This is a genomic window from Sphingomonas profundi, assembly GCF_009739515.1.
GTDB classification, from domain to species: Bacteria; Pseudomonadota; Alphaproteobacteria; order Sphingomonadales; family Sphingomonadaceae; genus Alterirhizorhabdus; species Alterirhizorhabdus profundi.
In genome coordinates, this window is sequence record NZ_CP046535.1 from 3,604,057 (window position 1) to 3,621,047 (window position 16,991).

General features: G+C 70.8%; 16 protein-coding genes. 8 read left to right on the plus strand and 8 right to left on the minus strand.

The window, feature by feature from the left end; all coding sequences use genetic code 11:
- Positions 1-39: 39 nt before the first annotated feature.
- On the plus strand, positions 40-924 hold the full coding sequence (locus GNT64_RS17170; RefSeq protein WP_197277053.1) for a LysR substrate-binding domain-containing protein: 885 nt from the start codon (positions 40-42) through the stop codon (positions 922-924).
- A 44-nt stretch (positions 925-968) separates the two neighbouring features.
- Here the strand turns inward: GNT64_RS17170 and GNT64_RS17175 are convergent, their stop codons facing one another.
- Positions 969-1,433, minus strand: a complete 465-nt coding sequence (locus tag GNT64_RS17175; protein ID WP_156680623.1) for a peptidylprolyl isomerase — start codon at positions 1,431-1,433, stop codon at positions 969-971.
- A 215-nt stretch (positions 1,434-1,648) separates the two neighbouring features.
- Here GNT64_RS17175 and mgtE point away from each other — a divergent pair, with 215 nt between their 5' ends.
- From mgtE to GNT64_RS17190, 3 genes are read left to right on the plus strand one after another with little or no spacing between them, the layout of a single operon-like run.
- Complete coding sequence (gene mgtE / locus GNT64_RS17180; RefSeq protein ID WP_156680624.1) at positions 1,649-3,058, plus strand: magnesium transporter; 1,410 nt, start codon at positions 1,649-1,651, stop codon at positions 3,056-3,058.
- A 55-nt stretch (positions 3,059-3,113) separates the two neighbouring features.
- Complete coding sequence (locus GNT64_RS17185; RefSeq protein WP_156680625.1) at positions 3,114-3,521, plus strand: DUF1489 domain-containing protein; 408 nt, start codon at positions 3,114-3,116, stop codon at positions 3,519-3,521.
- Between the two features lie 56 nt (positions 3,522-3,577).
- Positions 3,578-3,955: a VOC family protein gene (locus GNT64_RS17190; RefSeq protein ID WP_156680626.1), complete on the plus strand. Its 378-nt coding sequence runs from the start codon at positions 3,578-3,580 to the stop codon at positions 3,953-3,955.
- A gap of 2 nt (positions 3,956-3,957) precedes the next feature.
- On the opposite strand, the gene GNT64_RS17195 is transcribed toward GNT64_RS17190, so the two are convergent.
- Genes GNT64_RS17195 through GNT64_RS17205 form a run of 3 tightly spaced genes read right to left on the minus strand, consistent with a single transcriptional unit; the run spans position 3,958 to position 9,738 of the window.
- A complete protein-coding gene (locus GNT64_RS17195; RefSeq protein ID WP_156680627.1) occupies positions 3,958-5,376 on the minus strand; it encodes an efflux transporter outer membrane subunit in 1,419 nt (472 codons plus the stop codon).
- Complete coding sequence (locus tag GNT64_RS17200) at positions 5,376-6,560, minus strand: efflux RND transporter periplasmic adaptor subunit (protein ID WP_156680628.1); 1,185 nt, start codon at positions 6,558-6,560, stop codon at positions 5,376-5,378. Before GNT64_RS17200 ends, GNT64_RS17195 begins: the two co-directional genes overlap by 1 nt.
- The gene (locus tag GNT64_RS17205; RefSeq protein WP_156680629.1) at positions 6,553-9,738 is read right to left on the minus strand and encodes an efflux RND transporter permease subunit; all 3,186 of its coding nucleotides are present in this window, start codon (positions 9,736-9,738) and stop codon (positions 6,553-6,555) included. Before GNT64_RS17205 ends, GNT64_RS17200 begins: the two co-directional genes overlap by 8 nt.
- A gap of 118 nt (positions 9,739-9,856) precedes the next feature.
- Here GNT64_RS17205 and GNT64_RS17210 point away from each other — a divergent pair, with 118 nt between their 5' ends.
- Positions 9,857-10,777, plus strand: a complete 921-nt coding sequence (locus tag GNT64_RS17210; protein WP_156680630.1) for a LysR substrate-binding domain-containing protein — start codon at positions 9,857-9,859, stop codon at positions 10,775-10,777.
- Between the two features lie 78 nt (positions 10,778-10,855).
- Here the strand turns inward: GNT64_RS17210 and GNT64_RS17215 are convergent, their stop codons facing one another.
- Positions 10,856-11,752 carry a LysR family transcriptional regulator gene (locus GNT64_RS17215; protein ID WP_156680631.1) on the minus strand — a complete coding sequence of 299 codons (897 nt, stop codon included), beginning with the start codon at positions 11,750-11,752 and terminating at the stop codon, positions 10,856-10,858.
- 91 nt (positions 11,753-11,843) lie between these two features.
- Between GNT64_RS17215 and GNT64_RS17220 the strand changes: the two genes are divergently transcribed.
- Positions 11,844-12,710, plus strand: a complete 867-nt coding sequence (locus GNT64_RS17220) for an aldo/keto reductase family oxidoreductase (RefSeq protein ID WP_156680632.1) — start codon at positions 11,844-11,846, stop codon at positions 12,708-12,710.
- A gap of 66 nt (positions 12,711-12,776) precedes the next feature.
- Here GNT64_RS17220 and GNT64_RS17225 read toward each other — a convergent pair whose 3' ends face one another.
- Both GNT64_RS17225 and GNT64_RS17230 read right to left on the minus strand, forming a co-directional pair.
- Entirely contained in the window at positions 12,777-14,438 is a 1,662-nt protein-coding gene (locus GNT64_RS17225; RefSeq protein WP_156680633.1) for an FAD-dependent oxidoreductase, read from the minus strand.
- Between the two features lie 19 nt (positions 14,439-14,457).
- The gene (locus GNT64_RS17230; RefSeq protein WP_156680634.1) at positions 14,458-14,985 is read right to left on the minus strand and encodes a GNAT family N-acetyltransferase; all 528 of its coding nucleotides are present in this window, start codon (positions 14,983-14,985) and stop codon (positions 14,458-14,460) included.
- An 86-nt stretch (positions 14,986-15,071) separates the two neighbouring features.
- Between GNT64_RS17230 and GNT64_RS21625 the strand changes: the two genes are divergently transcribed.
- Together GNT64_RS21625 and GNT64_RS17235 are read left to right on the plus strand one after the other, a co-directional pair.
- Positions 15,072-15,215 carry a hypothetical protein gene (locus tag GNT64_RS21625; protein ID WP_197277054.1) on the plus strand — a complete coding sequence of 48 codons (144 nt, stop codon included), beginning with the start codon at positions 15,072-15,074 and terminating at the stop codon, positions 15,213-15,215.
- A 108-nt stretch (positions 15,216-15,323) separates the two neighbouring features.
- Positions 15,324-16,160: a class I mannose-6-phosphate isomerase gene (locus tag GNT64_RS17235; RefSeq protein WP_156680635.1), complete on the plus strand. Its 837-nt coding sequence runs from the start codon at positions 15,324-15,326 to the stop codon at positions 16,158-16,160.
- A gap of 60 nt (positions 16,161-16,220) precedes the next feature.
- On the opposite strand, the gene GNT64_RS17240 is transcribed toward GNT64_RS17235, so the two are convergent.
- Positions 16,221-16,913 carry a S24 family peptidase gene (locus tag GNT64_RS17240; protein WP_231639071.1) on the minus strand — a complete coding sequence of 231 codons (693 nt, stop codon included), beginning with the start codon at positions 16,911-16,913 and terminating at the stop codon, positions 16,221-16,223.
- Positions 16,914-16,991 lie beyond the last annotated feature (78 nt).

Sequence of the window (16,991 nt, forward strand, 5' to 3'; positions counted from 1 at the left end):
ACCGCAATGCACCATGAAGCCGGTGGATTGGAGTAAGCCGTGCGACGTCTGCCACCCCTCACCGCCGTCGAGGCATTCGTGCAGGTGGCGCGACTCGGCTCCGTGAAGGCGGCGGCCGAGGAACTGGCTTTGTCCTCGCCGGCGCTCAGCCGACGGGTGCAGGCGCTGGAGCGGTTCGTCGGCCGCTCTCTGTTCGAGCGCCGCCATCAGGCGATGATCCTGAACGCGGAGGGCGAGATCCTGCTCGGTCGGCTCGCCCCCGCGCTCGATCAGCTGGCCGAGGCGATCGACATGACCACCGGCGAGGCGGAGATCGTGCGGCTGCGGCTGGCGGTGACGCCGCTGTTCGCCTCCCAGCGGCTGATGCATCGCCTGCCCGAACTGCGCGGCCGCCATCCGGAGCTGCATATCGACATCGATACCGCCGCGCACAGCCTGGCGCGGCTCAGCGAGGGGATCGACGCCGCGATCGTGCTCGCCCGCGACATCGATCCCAGCCTCTACGCGCACCGGCTGGATCGCAACAAGGTGCTGGCCATCGCCTCCCGGCGCGTGGTGGAGGGCGCCGGCGGGGTGAAGCGGCCGGAGGATCTCCACCACGCCACGATCCTGATCCACCGCGACATGCCCGACACGTTCGAGACCTGGCGCGAGGCCGCCGGCCTGCCGCAGATCGAGCCCGGCGCGGTCGATCACTTCGATTCGGGCCAGCTGATCCTGGATGCCGCGGCGCAGGGGCTGGGCGTCGCCTTCATGCACGAGAGCCATTTCGACGACGCGCACGACGACCGGCTGGTGCGGCTGTTCGATTTCGACGTCGACAGCCCGTACAGCTACTGGTTCGCGTGCCGCCGCTCGTCGCTGTCGCGGCGACCGGTGAAGATCTTCCACGACTGGCTCGTCGCGGAAGTGGCGCGCGGCTGAGCCGGTCCGCCGCGGCCCCGCCGCGCCGGACCGGCTCCCGGCGATCAGGCGCCGACGGTGGCCTTCACGATCTTGCCCGGCGTGCGCGGCGGCTCGCCCTTGGGCAGCGCGTCGACATAGTCCATGCCGGAGACGACCTCGCCCCATACCGTATACTGGTTGTCCAGGAAGCGGGCGTCATCAAAGCAGATGAAGAACTGGCTGTTGGCGCTGTTCGGGTTGGAGCTGCGCGCCATCGAGCAGACGCCGCGCACGTGCGGCTCCTTGTTGAACTCGGCCTTCAGGTCCGGCTTCTTCGATCCGCCCATGCCGGTGCCGGTGGGATCGCCGCCCTGCGCCATGAAGCCGGGGATCACGCGGTGGAACACCACGCCGTCGTAGAAGCCCTCGCCCGCCAGTTCCTTGATCCGCTCGACATGGCCGGGCGCCAGATCGGGGCGGAGGCGGATCACGACGTCGCCGCCGCTATCCAGGGTGAGCGTCAGTGTGTCGTCTGTGTCTTCGGCCATCAAACCCTCCTGCGTGGCGGAACGGGGGTTTCTAGGCAGCCGTTCCCCGCTTCGCCAGCCCATATCCGCCGTGTCGGCGCACGCGTTTGTCGCGGGAGATGCCACACGGCCGTCCGCGGCTGCCGCGCGGCGCCGCCGGGCGCGCCTTTCGGCTTCCTTCCCGCGCCCGGATGGTTCAAGCGCGGGGCGCATCCGCGCAACGGAAAGGGCCGGCGATGAGCGAAACCGTGATCGACGCCACCACCGATGCCGACCGCGACGGCGCCCGGCTGGACGAGGACGACCGGCTGAAGCCGGAGTTCGTCGCCCAGGTGATCGAGCGGGTCGAGGCCGGCGACCCGGAGGGGGCGCGCGCCCTCGTCGCCCCGCTCCACCCGGCCGACCTGGCCGACCTGTTCGAGCTGGCGCCGACCGAGCAGCGCCGCCCGCTCGCCGCCGCGCTGGCCGAGATGCTCGACGGCGACGTCCTGGCCGAGATGAACGACTGGGTGCGCGAGGAGCTGATCGACGCGCTCGAACCGCACGAGGTGGCCGAACTCGCCACCCAGCTCGATACCGACGACGCCGTCGCCATCATCGAGGACATGGAGGAGGACGATCAGCGCGCCGTCCTCCGCGCGATGGAGCCGGACGACCGCGCCGCCATCGAGGAGGCGCTGAGCTTCCCCGAGGAGTCCGCCGGCCGCCTGATGCAGCGCGACCTGATCGCGGTGCCCGAGCACATGACGGTGGGCGACGTGCTCGACTATCTGCGCCGCAACGAGGATCTGACGACCGACTTCTGGGAGATCTACGTCGTCGATCCGCAGCACAAGCCGGTCGGCACCTGCAAGCTCTCCTGGATCCTGCGCACGCCGCGCGGCGTATCGATCGGCGACGTCATGGCGCGCGAGCAGACGCTGATCCCGGTGGACATGGATCAGGAGGAGGTGGCCCTCCGCTTCCAGAAATACGCGCTGATCTCGGCCGCCGTGGTCGATCATGTCGGCCGCCTCGTCGGCATGATCACCGTCGATGACGTCGTCCACATCATCCAGGAGGAAGCCGGCGAGGACGCGCTGCGCCTGTCCGGCGCCGGCGACGGCGACATCAACGAGCCGATCCGCTTCACCGTGCGGACGCGCCTGGTCTGGCTCGTCGTCAACCTGTTCACGGCGATGATCGCGGCCTCGGTGGTGGGCCTGTTCGAGGGCGAGATCGCCAAGTTCGCGCTGCTGGCGGCGCTGATGGGCATCGTCTCCGGCATGGGCGGCAACGCCGGCACGCAGACGCTGGCCGTGGTCGTCCGCGCGCTGGCGACGAACCAGCTGACCAGCTCGAACACGCGGCGCATGATCGTGCGGGAGTTCCGCATCGCCGCCGCCAACGGCGCCTCGCTCGGCACGATGATCGGCATCGGCTCGTGGCTGCTCTACGGCCGCGCCGATCTGGCGCTCGTGTTCGGCGCGGCGATCCTCATCAACAATCTCGTCGCCGGGCTGGCCGGCGTGCTGGTGCCGCTTACCCTGGAGCGGGCGAACGTCGATCCGGCGGTCTCGTCGGCGGTGTTCGTCACGATGATGACGGACTGCATGGGCTTCTTCAGCTTCCTCGGCCTCGCCGCCCTGTTCGGCCTCACCGGCTGAGCCGGGGCCGGGCGCCGCCGCTTGATCCGCGCCGCGCCGCGCCCACATCGCCGCCATGGCTTCGTTGCACATCACCAAGGTAGCGGTCGGCTGCGCCGATGCCGACTATCTGCGCGACCGCATGATCGAGCGGGCGGAGGGCGGCACGGCGGCGATCTTCACGCGCTACCGGCCGACGCGCCACGCGGAGCTGATCGGCGGATCGCTGTTCTGGATCATCAAGCACCGGCTGGTCGCCCGCCAGACGATCGTGGGCTTCGAGGAGGTGGACGACGGCCGGCGCTGGCTCGTGCGGCTGGAGGCGCGGGTGGTGCCGGTGCGCGCGCGCTTCAAGCGGGCGCACCAGGGCTGGCGCTACCTCGCCGCCGGCGACGCGCCCGACGATTATGGCGAGGGCGACGCCGACCTGGCCGAGATGCCCCGCGCCATGCGCGACGAATTGAGCGCGCTGGCGCTGATCTGAGCCGCCACCCGGATCCGCCCTGATGCGTTCTTCACCGGTCTTGCAGGAGGACAATCATGATCCACCACGTCTCTGTCGGCACGAACGACGTCGCCCGCGCCCGCGCCTTCTACGATGCCGTGCTGCCGATCGTCGGGCTTGCGCTCATGAAGGCGTCGGACCGGGCTGTCGACTATGGCAGCGGGCACCTGCTCTTCAGCGCGGAAACGCCGCTCGACGGAGCGCCGGCCACGGCGGGCAATGGCAGCCACATCGCCTTTGCCGTCGAGGATCGCGCGATGGTCGATCGCTTCCACGCCACGGCGCTGGCGAACGGCGGCACCAGCGACGGCGCGCCCGGCATCCGGGCCGACTATGACGCGCATTACTACGGCGCTTTCGTGCGCGATCCGGACGGCAACAAGATCGAGGCGATGACCTACTCGGCCAAATAGGCTCAGGCGGGCGCGCCGCCGCCGATCGCGCGCACGATGGCCGTCGTCGCCTGCAGCCGCTGGGTGCGCAGGGCCAGCGCCGATCGCTCCGCGATCAGGCCCGCCGTCTGCGCCACCACGACCTCCAGATAGTCGGACGCGCCGTCGCGGTAGCGGATCAGGGCGAGATCGGTGGTCTTCGCGGCGGCGCGGGCGGCGGTCTGCTGCTCGCGCTCGGCATCGGCCAGGTGGCGCGCGGCGGCGAGCCCGTCCTCCACCTCGCGGAAGGCGGTGAGCACGGTGCCGCGATAGTCCGCCGCCGCCTCGGCGAAGTCGGCGCGGGCGCGGCGGATGTCGGCATTGCGGCGGCCACCGTCGAACAGCGGCGCCGCCAGCGACAGCGGCCCCAGCGCCCAGTAGCTCGCCGCCGAGGCGAGGAGGCCGCCGCCCGCGCTCTGGTAGCCGCCCGAAGCGCCGAGCGTGACGAGCGGGAACCACGCCGCCTTCGCCCCGCCGATGCGGGCGTTGGCGGCGAACATGCGCCGCTCCGCCGCCGCGATGTCGGGCCGGCGCTGGAGCAGCTGCGACGGGGTGCCCGCCGGCACGCGCGGCGGCTCCAGCTGGCCGGTGACGGGAACGATGGCGAAGCCGGCCGGCGCCTCGCCCACCAGGGCTGCCAGCTGGTGCTCGGCCGTCGCGCGATCCAGCGCCACCGTGGCGAGCTGCGCGCGGGCATCGGAGAGCTGGCTCTGCGCGCGGCTGGTATCCAGGCCGGAGGCGATGCCGCCCGAGTGGCGGATGTCGGTCAGCTCGAAGGCGCGGGCGTAGGCGGCTGTCGTCTGGCGCAGCAGCTCCGCCTCCGCATCCAGGCCGCGCAGGCGGAAATAGGTGTCGGCCACGGCGGCGTGCAGGCTGAGCCGGGCGGAGGCGAGATCGGCGGCGCTAGCCGCCGCATCGGCGCGGCCGGCGCGGGCATTGTCGCGCAGCCGCCCCCAGAGATCCACCTCCCACCCGAACGACCCGCCGAGCGTGCGGTTCGTGTAGGTGCCGCCGTTGCCGCGCGCCAGCGGCCGACGGCTCGACGCACGCTCGCGCGACAGGTCCGCTCCGGCCGAGACGGTCGGCAGGCGCTCGGCATCCGCCCGGTCGGCGATGGCGAGCGCCTGATCGTAGCGGGCGATCGCGGCGGCTATCGTCGGGCTGGCGGCCTCGGCCCGCGTCTCCAGCCCGGTCAGCACGGGATCGCCGAACCCCTCCCACCAGGCGCCGCGCGGCGCGGTATCGAGCGGGGTCGCTGCCGCCCAGCCCTGCGCCTCCTTGAAGGCGGCCGCGGCGGGCACGGCCGGCGGTGCGTAATCGGGCGCCAGCGAGCAGGCTGCGAGCGCCGCCAGCGTGATCGTCGCGGCGGCGGCCCGCGCCGCGCCCGGCCTCGCGCGCCGCATCAGCCGGCCGCCTTCGCCGCCGGCGCCGCCGCCTCCACCCGCACCCGATCGCCGTTCACCAGTGCATCCGGCGGCGTATCGACGACGCGGTCGCCGGGGGTGAGGCCGGTCGCGATCGTCACCGTCGCGCCCTCGTCCCGCGCGATCGTCACGCGGCGGATGCGCACGCGATTGTCCGGCCCGACGATGGCGACGGCGGTGCCGTCCTCCCGCACCATCAGCGCGCTGGCCGGCACGGTGACGCCGCCGGCGCCGCTCACCGGGAAGCGCACCTGCGCGTAGCCGCCCGGCTTCAGCGCGCCGTCGCGATTGTCCGCCTCCAGCTGCACCAGCACCGTGCCCGACGTGGGATCGACGGCGTCCGCCGAGCGGGTGAGCGTGGCGGCAAAGGTGCGGCCGGTATATTCGGGCACCGTCACCTCGGCGCGCATGCCGGCATGCACCTGGCCGGAATAGCCCTGCGGTATCCGCACGAAGATGCGCACGCGGCGCACGTCCGATACGGTGAACAGCGGCTGCGAGGCGGCGTTGCCCGCCACGATCAACGCGCCGATCTGCGCCGACCGGCTGGTGACGACGCCGGCGAACGGCGCCTCGATGCGGGTGAAGCCCTGCAGCGCCTTCAATCGGCGGACGTTGGCCGACTGCGCGTTGGCGAGCGCGGTGTTGGCGGCGAGCGCGCCGCGCTTCTCGTCCGCCTCCTGCTTGGAGACGGCGTCCTTGGCCAGCAGCGCATCCCAGCGCACCGCCGTGGTGCGGGCCAGCGACTGGTTGGCGCTGGCCGTCTGATAGTCGGCCTGGGCCTGGGCCAGCTGCTGGTCGATCTCCGGCGCGTCGATCACCGCCAGCACCTGGCCGGCGGAGACGCGATCGCCGATGTCGGCCAGCCAGCGGCGGACATAGCCGTTGGTGCGGGCGAACAGGGCGGCGCTGTTATAGGCCTGGATGTTGCCCGGCAGGGTCAGCCCGTCCGCCTCCGCGCCCACCTTGGGACGGATGACGGAGACGACCGGCGTGCCGTTGTCCTCCGCCACCGCCTCCAGCGCATGATCGTTGCTCACCCGCGCGCCGATGCCGACCGCCACCACCGCCAGCGCGACGAGGCCGGCGACGATGCCGAAGCGGGCGAGCGAGCGGTTGCGCGGCCCCTCGGGCGGCACGGGCGTATCGGACATGTCAGGCATGAGCGAGTTCCAGTTCGGCGGGGCTGCGGCGCGTGATCCCCTTGCGGTGGGCGAGGCTGAAGATGACGGGCACGAACATCAGGGTGGCGATCGTCGCGGCCAGCAGCCCGCCGATCACGGCTCGGCCCAGCGGCGCGTTCTGCTCGCCCCCCTCACCCAGGCCCAGCGCCATCGGCAGCATGCCGATGATCATCGCCAGCGCCGTCATCAGCACCGGGCGGAAGCGGACCATGCCGGCCTCCAGCGCCGCCTCGAACGCGTTGCCGAGCGCCGCCAGCCGTTCCCGCGCGAAACTGACGACGAGAATCGAGTTGGCCGTCGCCACGCCCATGCACATGATCGCGCCGGTCATCGCCGGAACGGAGAGGGTGGTGCCGCTGGCGAACAGCATCCACACGATGCCGGCCAGCGCCGCCGGCAGCGCGGTGATGATGACGAAGGGATCGACCCAGCTCTGGAAGTTCACCACGATCAGCAGGTAGATCAGCACGATCGCGCCCAGCAGGCCGAAGCCCAGGCCGGAGAAGGCCGCGTTCATCGTGGCATATTGGCCGCGCAGCTCCACCGTGACGCCCTTCGGCTTCTGCGCCTCCAGATCCTTCAGCACGGTGCGGATCGCGGCGGCGGTGGCGCCCAGATCGCGCCCCTGGGTGGCGGCGAAGATATCGATCGTCGGCTGGATGTTATAGTGGCTGACCACGGCCGCGGCCTTCGACCGGCCGATCGTGGCAATACCGCCGAGCACCTGCGTGCTGCCGCCGGCGCCGGAGATCGGCACGTTCACGAGATCGCTGATCGAGCCGATCTGATATTCCGGCGTCTGGCCGACGACCGGGTAGGAGACGCCGTTCTCAGGATTAAGGAAGAAGACGGGCGCCGTCTGCGAGGTGCCGGCCAGGGTTGTGCCCAGGCTGTTCGTCACGTCCCGCTCGGTCAGGTTGTACTGGCCGATGCGCGATCGATCGACGTCCACGTTCAGCTGCGGATAGGAGGCGGACTGCTGGATGCGCGCGTCCGCCACGCCCGGCACCGCCCGGATGCGGCGCAGCAGCTTGGCGGCGTAGGCGGCGTTGGCCGCGGCGTCGCGCCCGCTGATCTGCACGTCGATCGGCGCCGGCGCGCCGAAGTTGAGGATCTGGCTGGTGATGTCCGCCGGCAGGAAGGCGAAGGTCGCGGTCGGGAAGGCGCGCGGCAGCTCCCGCCGCAGCAGCGCGACATGGCCCGGCGTCGGCGCGTGGCCCTCGCGCAGGGTGACGAGGATGTCGCCGTCCTGCGGGCCGATCGTGCCGCTGTTGTTGTAGACCGTGTTGATGCCGCTGACGGGCAGGCCGATATTGTCGGTGAGCGACGCGACCTCGCCTGCGGGCAGCAGCTGGCGGATGCGCGCCTCGATCCGCTGGAACATCGCCGACGTCGTCTCGATGCGGGAGCCGACGGGTGCGCGGACGTGGATGGCGATCTGCCCGGCGTCCACGGCGGGGAAGAAGTTGCGGCCGAGGAACGGCGTCAGCAGGAAGCTGAGCAGCACGACGGCGAGGAAGCCGAGGACGAACGGCCGCGGTGCGCCGAGCGCGCGGCGCAGCAGCCCGCCATAGCCGATCCGGATCCGCTCGAACCGATGCTCGAAGCCACGCTGGAAACGGACCAGCGGGTTGCGCGATGCGGTGTCGCCCCCCTCGTGCCGGTCGCCCGCCACGTGCGGGCGCAGCAGGTACATCGCCATCGTCGGCACCAGCGTGCGCGAGAGGATGAACGAGGCGATCATCGCGAACACCACGGAGAGCGCCATCGGCACGAACAGGAAGCCGGCGACGCCGGGCAGGAAGAACATCGGCACGAACACGATGCAGATGCACAGCAACGAGACGAAGGCCGGCGTCACGATTTGGGCGGCGCCGTCCAGGATGGCGGGGATCACGCCCTTGCCCTGCTCCAGATGCCAGTTGATGTTCTCGATCGTCACCGTCGCATCGTCGACGAGGATGCCCACCGCCAGCGCCAGCCCGCCGAGCGTCATCGTGTTCAGCGTCTGGCCGAAGGCGGCCAGTGCCCCCACCGCGGCCAGCACGGCCAGCGGGATGGAGACGGCGATGATGACGGTGGAGCGCCACGAGCCGAGGAACAGCAGGATCATCAGCGACGTGAGCATCGCGGCGATCGCGCCCTCCTTCACCACGCCTTCCACCGCCGCCTTCACGAACAGCGACTGATCGCCCACCGGCAGCACCCGCAGGTTGCTGTTGAGCCCCGCCTGGATCGCCGGCAGCTTGTCCTTCACGCCCTGCACGATCGCCAGGGTGGAGGTGGCGCCGTTCTTCAGCACCGTCATCAGGGCGGAGCGGCGGCCGTCGACATGGACGACGTTGGTCTGCGGCGGGCTGCCGTCGCGCACATGCGCCACGTCGCGCATGTAGATGGTGGCGCCGTTCACCACCTTGACCGGCAGATCGTTGAGCGCCTCCACCGAGGAGGGGGCGTTGTTCAGCTTCACGCTGTACTGAAAGGTGCCGATCTTCACGAAGCCGGCCGGGTTGATCTGGTTCTGCGCGGCGATCGCGGTGGCGACGTCCTGCGCCGAGAGGCCGTTGGAGACGAGCGCCTGCGGATCGATGTCGATCTGGATCTGGCGCTGCCGCCCGCCCGAGGGGTAGGGGATGGCGGCGCCGGGCACCGTCACCAGCTGCGGGCGGATCTGGTTCTGGCCGAGGTCGAAGATCTGCTGCTCGCTCAGCCCCTTGCCGGAGAGAGCCAGCTGGATGATCGGCACCGTTGAGGCGCTGTAGTTCAGGATCAGCGGCGGCGTGACGCCGGGCGGCATCTGGCGCAGCACCGTCTGCGAGACGGACGTCACCTGCGCGGTGGCGGTGCGGATGTCGGCACCCGGCTGGAAGTAGATCTTGACGATGCCGATGCCCGGCAGGGACTGGCTCTCGATATGCTCGATGTCGTTCACGGTCGTCGTCAGCACCCGCTCATAGGGGGTGATGATGCGGCCGGACATGTCCTCCGGCGGCAGGCCGGCATAGTTCCACGCCACGGCGATCACGGGCACGCGGATCTCGGGAAAGATGTCCACGGGCGTGCGGATCGCGGCGAGCACGCCGACGATCAGGATCAGCATGGCCATGACGATGAACGTCAGCGGCCTGGTGAGGGCAATCCGGACTATACCGATCATCGAAGACGCAATCTCCGGCCGCAGCGGCGACCATAGTCTACTTGCCGCAGTGCAACAGGCAATCGCGCACGTCTAATATGGATTGCGCGCCGATCCATATCGCGTACGACTTAATCGCATGGAGCTGCGCCACTTTCGCTACTTCGTGGCCGTCGCCGAGGAGATGCATTTCGGCCGCGCGGCCGTGCGCCTCGGCATCTCGCAGCCGCCGCTCAGCCAGCAGATTCGGCTGATGGAGGAGGAGATCGGCACGCCGCTGCTGGAGCGCACCAGCCGCCGCGTGAGCCTGACGGAGGCGGGCCGGCACTTCCTGATCGAGGCGCGACGGACGCTGGACCAGGCGGCCCATGCGGTCGCCGTGGCGCGCCGGGTCGCGGAAGGGGCGGCGGGCGAGGTGGCGGTGGGGTTCACCTCGTCCGTGCCGTTCGCCACCGTCGTCGCGCGGGCACTCTCGGCCTTTCGCGCGGCGTACCCGGCGGTGCGGCTGAACCTGGTCGAGATGCCGCGCGGCGCGCAGATCGAGGCGCTGGCCACGGAGCGCCTCGACGTCGGAGTCATCCGCGGCATCGAGCCGCCCGTGCTGCCGGCGACGATGCGGGCGACGCTGCTGACCACGGAGCCGCTGCTGGTGGCGATGCGCAGCGATCACCCGCTGGCACTGGCGCCGCGCGACCCGACGATGGCGGACCTGCGCTGCGAGTCGTTCGTCCTCTACCAGCGCGATCTGGGCGCCGGCTTCAACGAGCATCTGGCCCGCCTGTGCACCCGCGCCGGCTTCGTCGCCAACGTGGTGCAGGAGGTGACGGGGCCGTCCACCCTGCTGGGGCTGGTCGCGGCGGGCATGGGCATCACCATCCTCACCCCGTCCCTCGGGGCGCTGCACCCGGAGAACATGGTCTCCCGCCCGCTCGACGATCCGGAGGCGCTGAGCCGGCTGTGGCTGATCCGGCGCAACGGCATATCGGAGGCGGCGGGCCATTTCGTCGCGCTGATCCAGGCCGCCAGCCGGGACGAGCCGGCGGCGTCCGATCCCCGGTGAGGCTCGCTGCCTGCACCGTGGCAGATTGCGAGTCGCTCGAGGCGCGGCGTCTTGCGCCGACCTGAGCTAGCATGGCGCCTAGCCGCGGATGAAGTCGAGAAAGGCACGCAGCGGCGGCGGCACGAGGCGGCGGCCCGAGTGATAGAGGAACGGTCCGGAGAAGGACTGCCACCAGTCCGGCAGCACGGGTTCCAGGGCGTCGCTGTCGATCGACGGCCGCAGCCAATCCTCGAACAGCGAGATTATGCCGCCACCCGCGATCGCCACGTCGACCAGCAAGTCGGCCGCGCCGGAGACACTGGCGATCAGTGGCCCCTGCGGCTCGATCCGCACGATCTCGCCGTCGCGCTCGAACTCCCAGGGGCTGGTGAGCGCTCCACTGGTGAAGCGACCGCGCAGGCAGGCGTGTTCCAGCAGGTCGCGCGGATGGTTCGGGCGGCCGCGGGCATCGAGATAGGCGGGCGCCGCTGCCGTCGCGAAGCGCTGGACACGCGGGCCGATCGGCACGGCGATCATGTCCTGCTCCAGCCGCTCGTCGTAGCGGATGCCCGCGTCGCAGCCCGACGCGACCATGTCGACGAAGCCGTCCTCGGCGACGATCTCGACCTGGATGTCGGGATAGGCGGCGAGAAAGCCGGGCAGGATGCCGGGCAGCACCAGCCGCGCCGCGCTCACCGGCACGTTGAGCCGCAGCGTGCCCGCCGGCCGATCGCGGAACAGGTTCACGACGTCGAGCGCCGCCTCCACCTCGCAGAACGCCGGCGCGAGACGCTCGATCAGCCGCGTGCCGGCCTCGGTCGGCGTCACGCTGCGGGTGGTGCGGTGGAGCAGGCGCACGCCCAGCCGCACCTCCAGCCGTCTCACCGCCTCGCTCAACGTCGAGGCGCTTGATCCGGCGGTGCGGGCCGCGTCGCGAAACCCGCGCGCCTGCGCGACCGCCAGGAAGGCGTTGAGATCGGCAAGGTCGGCCTTCATCGTTCGGTCTTCCGTACAGCCCGTGCGGATCACTCCGGCTTATCGCGATGATCCGCAAGCCGTATCCCGGCGCCGGCACAGGAGACCGACAATGATCGACCAGGCAGGCACCTTTTCCATCGCCGGACGCAGCGTGAGGCGGCTCGGCTACGGCGCGATGCAACTCGCCGGGCCGGGCGTGTTCGGCCCGCCGCGAGACCATGATGCTGCGATCGCCGTCCTGCACGCGGCGGTGGCAGCAGGCGTGAACCACATCGACACCAGCGACTATTACGGTCCGCACTTCACCAACCGGCTGATCCGCGAAGCGCTGTCGCCCTATCCCGACGATCTGCTGATCGTGACGAAGATCGGCGCGCGGCGTGGCGAGGATGCCTCGTGGCTGCCCGCGTTCGAGCCGGACGAGCTGGCGCGCGCGGTGGAGGACAATCTGGCGAACCTGGCGCTGGAGGCGCTGGACCTCGTCAATCTGCGCCTGATGTTCAGCGCCCACGGCCCGGCGGAAGGATCGCTGGCGGCGCCGCTGAAGGCGGTGGCGGATCTGCAACGGCAGGGCTTGGTGAAGCGCATCGGCCTCAGCAACGTGACGCCCGCGCAGTTCGAGGAAGCGCGTGCAATCGCCGAGATCGTCTGTGTCCAGAACCACTACAACCTCGCGCACCGCGACGACGATGCGTTCATCGATGCGCTGGCGGCGGACGGCGTCGCCTATGTTCCGTTCTTCCCGCTCGGCGGCTTCAGCCCGTTGCAGTCGGCGGCATTGTCGGACGTCGCCGCGCGGCTGAAGGGGACGCCGATGCAGGTGGCGCTCGCCTGGCTGCTCCGGCGCTCGCCCAACATCCTGCTGATACCCGGCACTTCGTCGGTGGCGCATCTCGAGGAGAACCTCGCCGCGGCGTCGTTGACGCTGCCCGAGGACGCAATGGCCCAGCTCGACGCCATCGGTCGATCAGGCTAACGGGTTTTACCAAGGCGCAACGGCGCCCGAACGGACCTTGCCGGAGGGGTTGTCCGATCCGACGCGCTAGCCGCTGTCAGCCAGCATCGCGTGGATCTGGGCGACCACCGCCGCGCCCTCGCCCACCGCCGCCGCCACGCGCTTGGTGGAGCCGGCGCGCACGTCGCCGGCGGCGAACACGCGCGGGTGGCTGGTTTCCAGCGGGTGGGCGGTGCGCGCCACGCCGCCATGGGTGAAGGCGCCGCCGGTGACGACGAAGCCCCTGTCGTCCAGCGCGATCGCGTCCCGCAGCCAGTGGGTGTTCGGATCGGCGCCGATGAACAGGAACAGGTGGCGCAGGGCGCAGTGATGCTCCCGCCCGTCGCGATTGCGGAACACGGCGCCGGTCAGCCCGCCGGCGCGATCGCCTTCCAGCGCCACCACCTCGCTGCCGGTGTGCAGTTCCACGTTGGGCAAGGCGGCGATGCGATCGACGAGGTAGCGCGACATCGATGCCTCCAGCCCGTCGCCGCGCACGATCATGTGCAGCCGCTCCACCTTGTCGGCGAGGAAGACGGCCGCCTGACCCGCCGAATTGCCGGCGCCGATCAAGGCCACCTCCTCGCCGGCGCACAGCTTCGCCTCGATCGGCGAGGCCCAGTAGGAGACGCCGGCCCCCTCGAACGTCTCGATGTCGGGCACGTCGGGGCGGCGGTAGCGCGCGCCGGAGGCGATCACCGCGCTGCGCGCCCGCACCGTCACGCCGTCAGCCAGGCTCAGGCGCACCTGGCCGGCGCGATCGTCGCAGGCCAGCGCCTCGGCGGTGATCGGGATGCCGAGCTCCGCGCCGAACTTCTGCGCCTGGCTGTAGGCGCGGCCGGCCAGCGCCTGGCCCGAGATGCCGGTGGGAAAGCCGAGATAATTCTCGATGCGCGCCGATGCCCCGGCCTGCCCGCCGATCGCCCGCGAATCGAGCACCAGCACCGACAATCCCTCGGACGCGGCATAGACGGCGGTGGCGAGGCCGGCCGGCCCAGCGCCGACGACCGCGACATCGTAGACCTTCTCCGGATCGAGCTCCGTCGTGATGCCCAGGCAGCGCCCGGCCTCCGCATCGGTCGGGCGGCGCAGCAGGCTGCCGTCCGGGCAGATCATCAGCGGCAGCTCGTCCTCGCCCACGCCGAACCGTTCGAGCAGCGCCCGCGCCTCCGGATCCTCGCTCGCGTCCATCACGTTGTGCGGATAGCCGTTGCGGGTGAGGAAGCCCTGCAGCCGCACCAGATCCGGCGTGTGCGCGGGGCCGATCAGGATCGAGCCGGCGCCGTCGCTCTCGATCAGGCCGACGCGGCGCAGGATCAGCGCGCGCATCACGATCTCGCCCAGGTCGGCCGATCCGACCAGCATCGCGCGCAGGTGCGCCGCGTCGAACGGCAGGGCGCGGCAGCCATCCGGCCCGGCGCGGCCCACCGACAGCGAGGCGCGGCCGCCGAGCTGGCTGATCTCGCCGGAGAACTGGCCGGCGCCTTCCGTCGTGATGTGGGTTTCGTTGCCCAGGCCGTCGCGGCGGAACACGTCGATCGCGCCCTCCAGGATCAGCCAGAGCGGGGCGGCGACCTCACCGACCGCGAACAGCGTTTCGCCCGCCGCGAAGCGACGGGCCGCGCCGCTGGCGAAGCGGCGGGCGACGGCGATCTGCTCGGCCGAGAGGATGGGGAACATCTGCTCGCGGCGGCTGTCGATCAGGTCCATGACGGTCTCCTCCGGCGGGTCAGAGCGGCTTCGTCAGCACCACGAAGGCGAGGTCGGGCCTGAGCGGCAGGCCGAACCGCTCGTCGCCATAGGGGAAGGGCCGCTCCTCGCCGGTCAGGGCATAGCCGCGCCGCTCATAATAAGCGATCAGCCTGTCACGCTGGCGTATCACCGTCATCTCCATCGTCGCGGCGCCGAACAGGTCGCGGGCGGTGCGCTCGGCGGCGGCGATCAGCTGCCGGCCGAGCCCCGCCGCCTGCCGCGCCGGATCGACCGAAAGCAGGCCGAGGGCGGCGGTGCCGCCATCCCTGCGGCTCACCTGCACGCACCCGGCCAGGCCCGCCTCCCCTTCCGCGACCAGCAGGCGCTGATCCGCATCGGCGAGGATCGCGGCGAGTGCCGCGACATCGGTGCGCTGGCCGCCCAGCAGATCGGCCTCGTACGTCCAGCCGGCGCGGGATCGCTCGCCGCGATAGGCGCCCTCCACCAGCCCGTGGAGCGCCGCGATATCGCCTGCGACGGCGAGACGTATGACCGTATCGGACATGCCCCTTCCTAGCGGCTGCCCTCGTGCGGCAAAAGGCCCGCTACGCGCCGCCGCGCGTTGACTCCGCAGCACGCAAAGGATCAGCGATGGACGACGACATGATGATCGACACGCCGGACGGGCCGATGCGCTGGGCCGACTGGAAGAAGCGCAATCCGGTGCAGCTGCCCTCGCGCCGCACGAAGGGCAAGGATCTGCCGAACAAGGTGAAGCAGCGCACCGGCGAGTGAGGCCGGCGGTCTCCGCCCGCAGAAACTTGGCGGAATGGAGGAAACGCATGCGGCCGCGCCACGTTCGAGCGCATATTGCGCCGCATCACGACTCCGAGGAGACCGTCCATGTCCGTCCGCCGCCTGACCACCAAGCGCGTCGAGAAGCCATGGGGCCGGCACGATCTGTGGCCCGGCTTTCCCGATGCGCCGGAAGGCGGCGCCAAGGTGGGGGAAGTGTGGTTCGAGGCGCCGGGCGATCCGGAACTGCTGGTGAAATATCTGTTCACCAGCGAGAAGCTGTCGATCCAGGATCATCCCGACGATGTCTATGCGCGGGCCCACGGCTATCCGCGCGGCAAGGACGAGGCGTGGCTGATCCTGGCGGCCGAGCCGCACGCGACGATCGCGATCGGCACGCTGGCGCCGATGACGCACGAGGAGCTGCGCGCCTCCGCGCTCGACGGATCGATCGAGGACAAGATGGACTGGAAGGCGGTGAAAGCGGACGACAGCTTCTACTCGCCGGCCGGCACGGTGCATGCGATCGGTCCGGGGCTGACCCTGATCGAGGTGCAGCAGAATGTCGATCTCACCTACCGGCTCTACGACTATGGCAGCGACCGGGAGCTGCACCTGGACGACGGCATCGCCGTATCCAAGCCGGTGCCGTTCGTGGCGCCGCACATCGCGCGGGACATCGCGCCCGGTCGCACGATCCTGGGCGACGGGCCGGCGTTCGTGATGGAGCGGTGGAAGCGCAGCGGCACGGGCACCCTGGCGCCTGCCGCCGATCGGCCGGTGTGGCTGGTGCCGGTGGCTGGCGGCGGTACGATCGACGGCGAGCGGCTGGAGGCCGGCGGCGTGTGGCTGGCGGACGGCGATGCCGCGCTCACGCTGGACGAGGGCGCCGACATCCTCGTCGCCTATCCGGGCGATGCGGTGGTGGAGACGATCTGGGGCTGAGGGCGGTCGCGACGAGCCGGTGGAGCCGGATCGTAGCCGCTTCCGCGCGGCGCGGCGGGATCAGGCGATCCGCCGGCCGACCCATACGGCGCGGCCGATCAATTCGATCTCGGCGGGGTCGCGGTCCGGCCAGGTCGGGTAGGCGGGATTGTCGCTGACGATCGTGATCGATCGCGCCGCCGGGTTGATCGCCAGCCGTTTTACGACGAGGCCGTCGTCCACGCGCAGCACGTAGATGCCGTCGCGCAGCCGCTCGGCGGCGTCCGTGCCGTCGACGAGTATCTCGTCGCCGTCGGCCAGGGTCGGCGACATCGAATCGCCGGAGACGCGGATCATCGACAGGCCGGCGGGGCTCCCGCCGGTGACTTCGCGCAGCCAGCCGGGATGGAAGCCCAGGCGGGCGACCGGCCGCTCGTTATCCGTGGCGGCACCGTGCCCGGCGGAGGCGCGGATATCCAGCCGCGGCACCAGCACCAGGTCGCTCCCGCGGGTGCGCGAGCCCTCCGCCGTGGCGACGGTGGCGACGGGCTGGCGCGGGCCGCCCAGCTTCTCCTCCGGTATGGACAAGTATCGGGAAAGCTGGCGGCGGTCCTCCTCGGCCAGCCGGCGCGGCACGCCGCGCTTGATAAATTGCTGGATGTACGCGGCGTTGCGCCCGATCAGCCGCGACAAAGAGGAATAATCCTCGCCGCTCCGCTGGATCGCCGCCTCCAGAACCGCCCGCGGATCTTCCTCACGCATAACCTCGCCCATTCTGGATAGGAGGATTCCTAGACAAGTAGGACTTCACATAGATGATGGCAGGAACATCAACGGAACGCGCACCTCCTG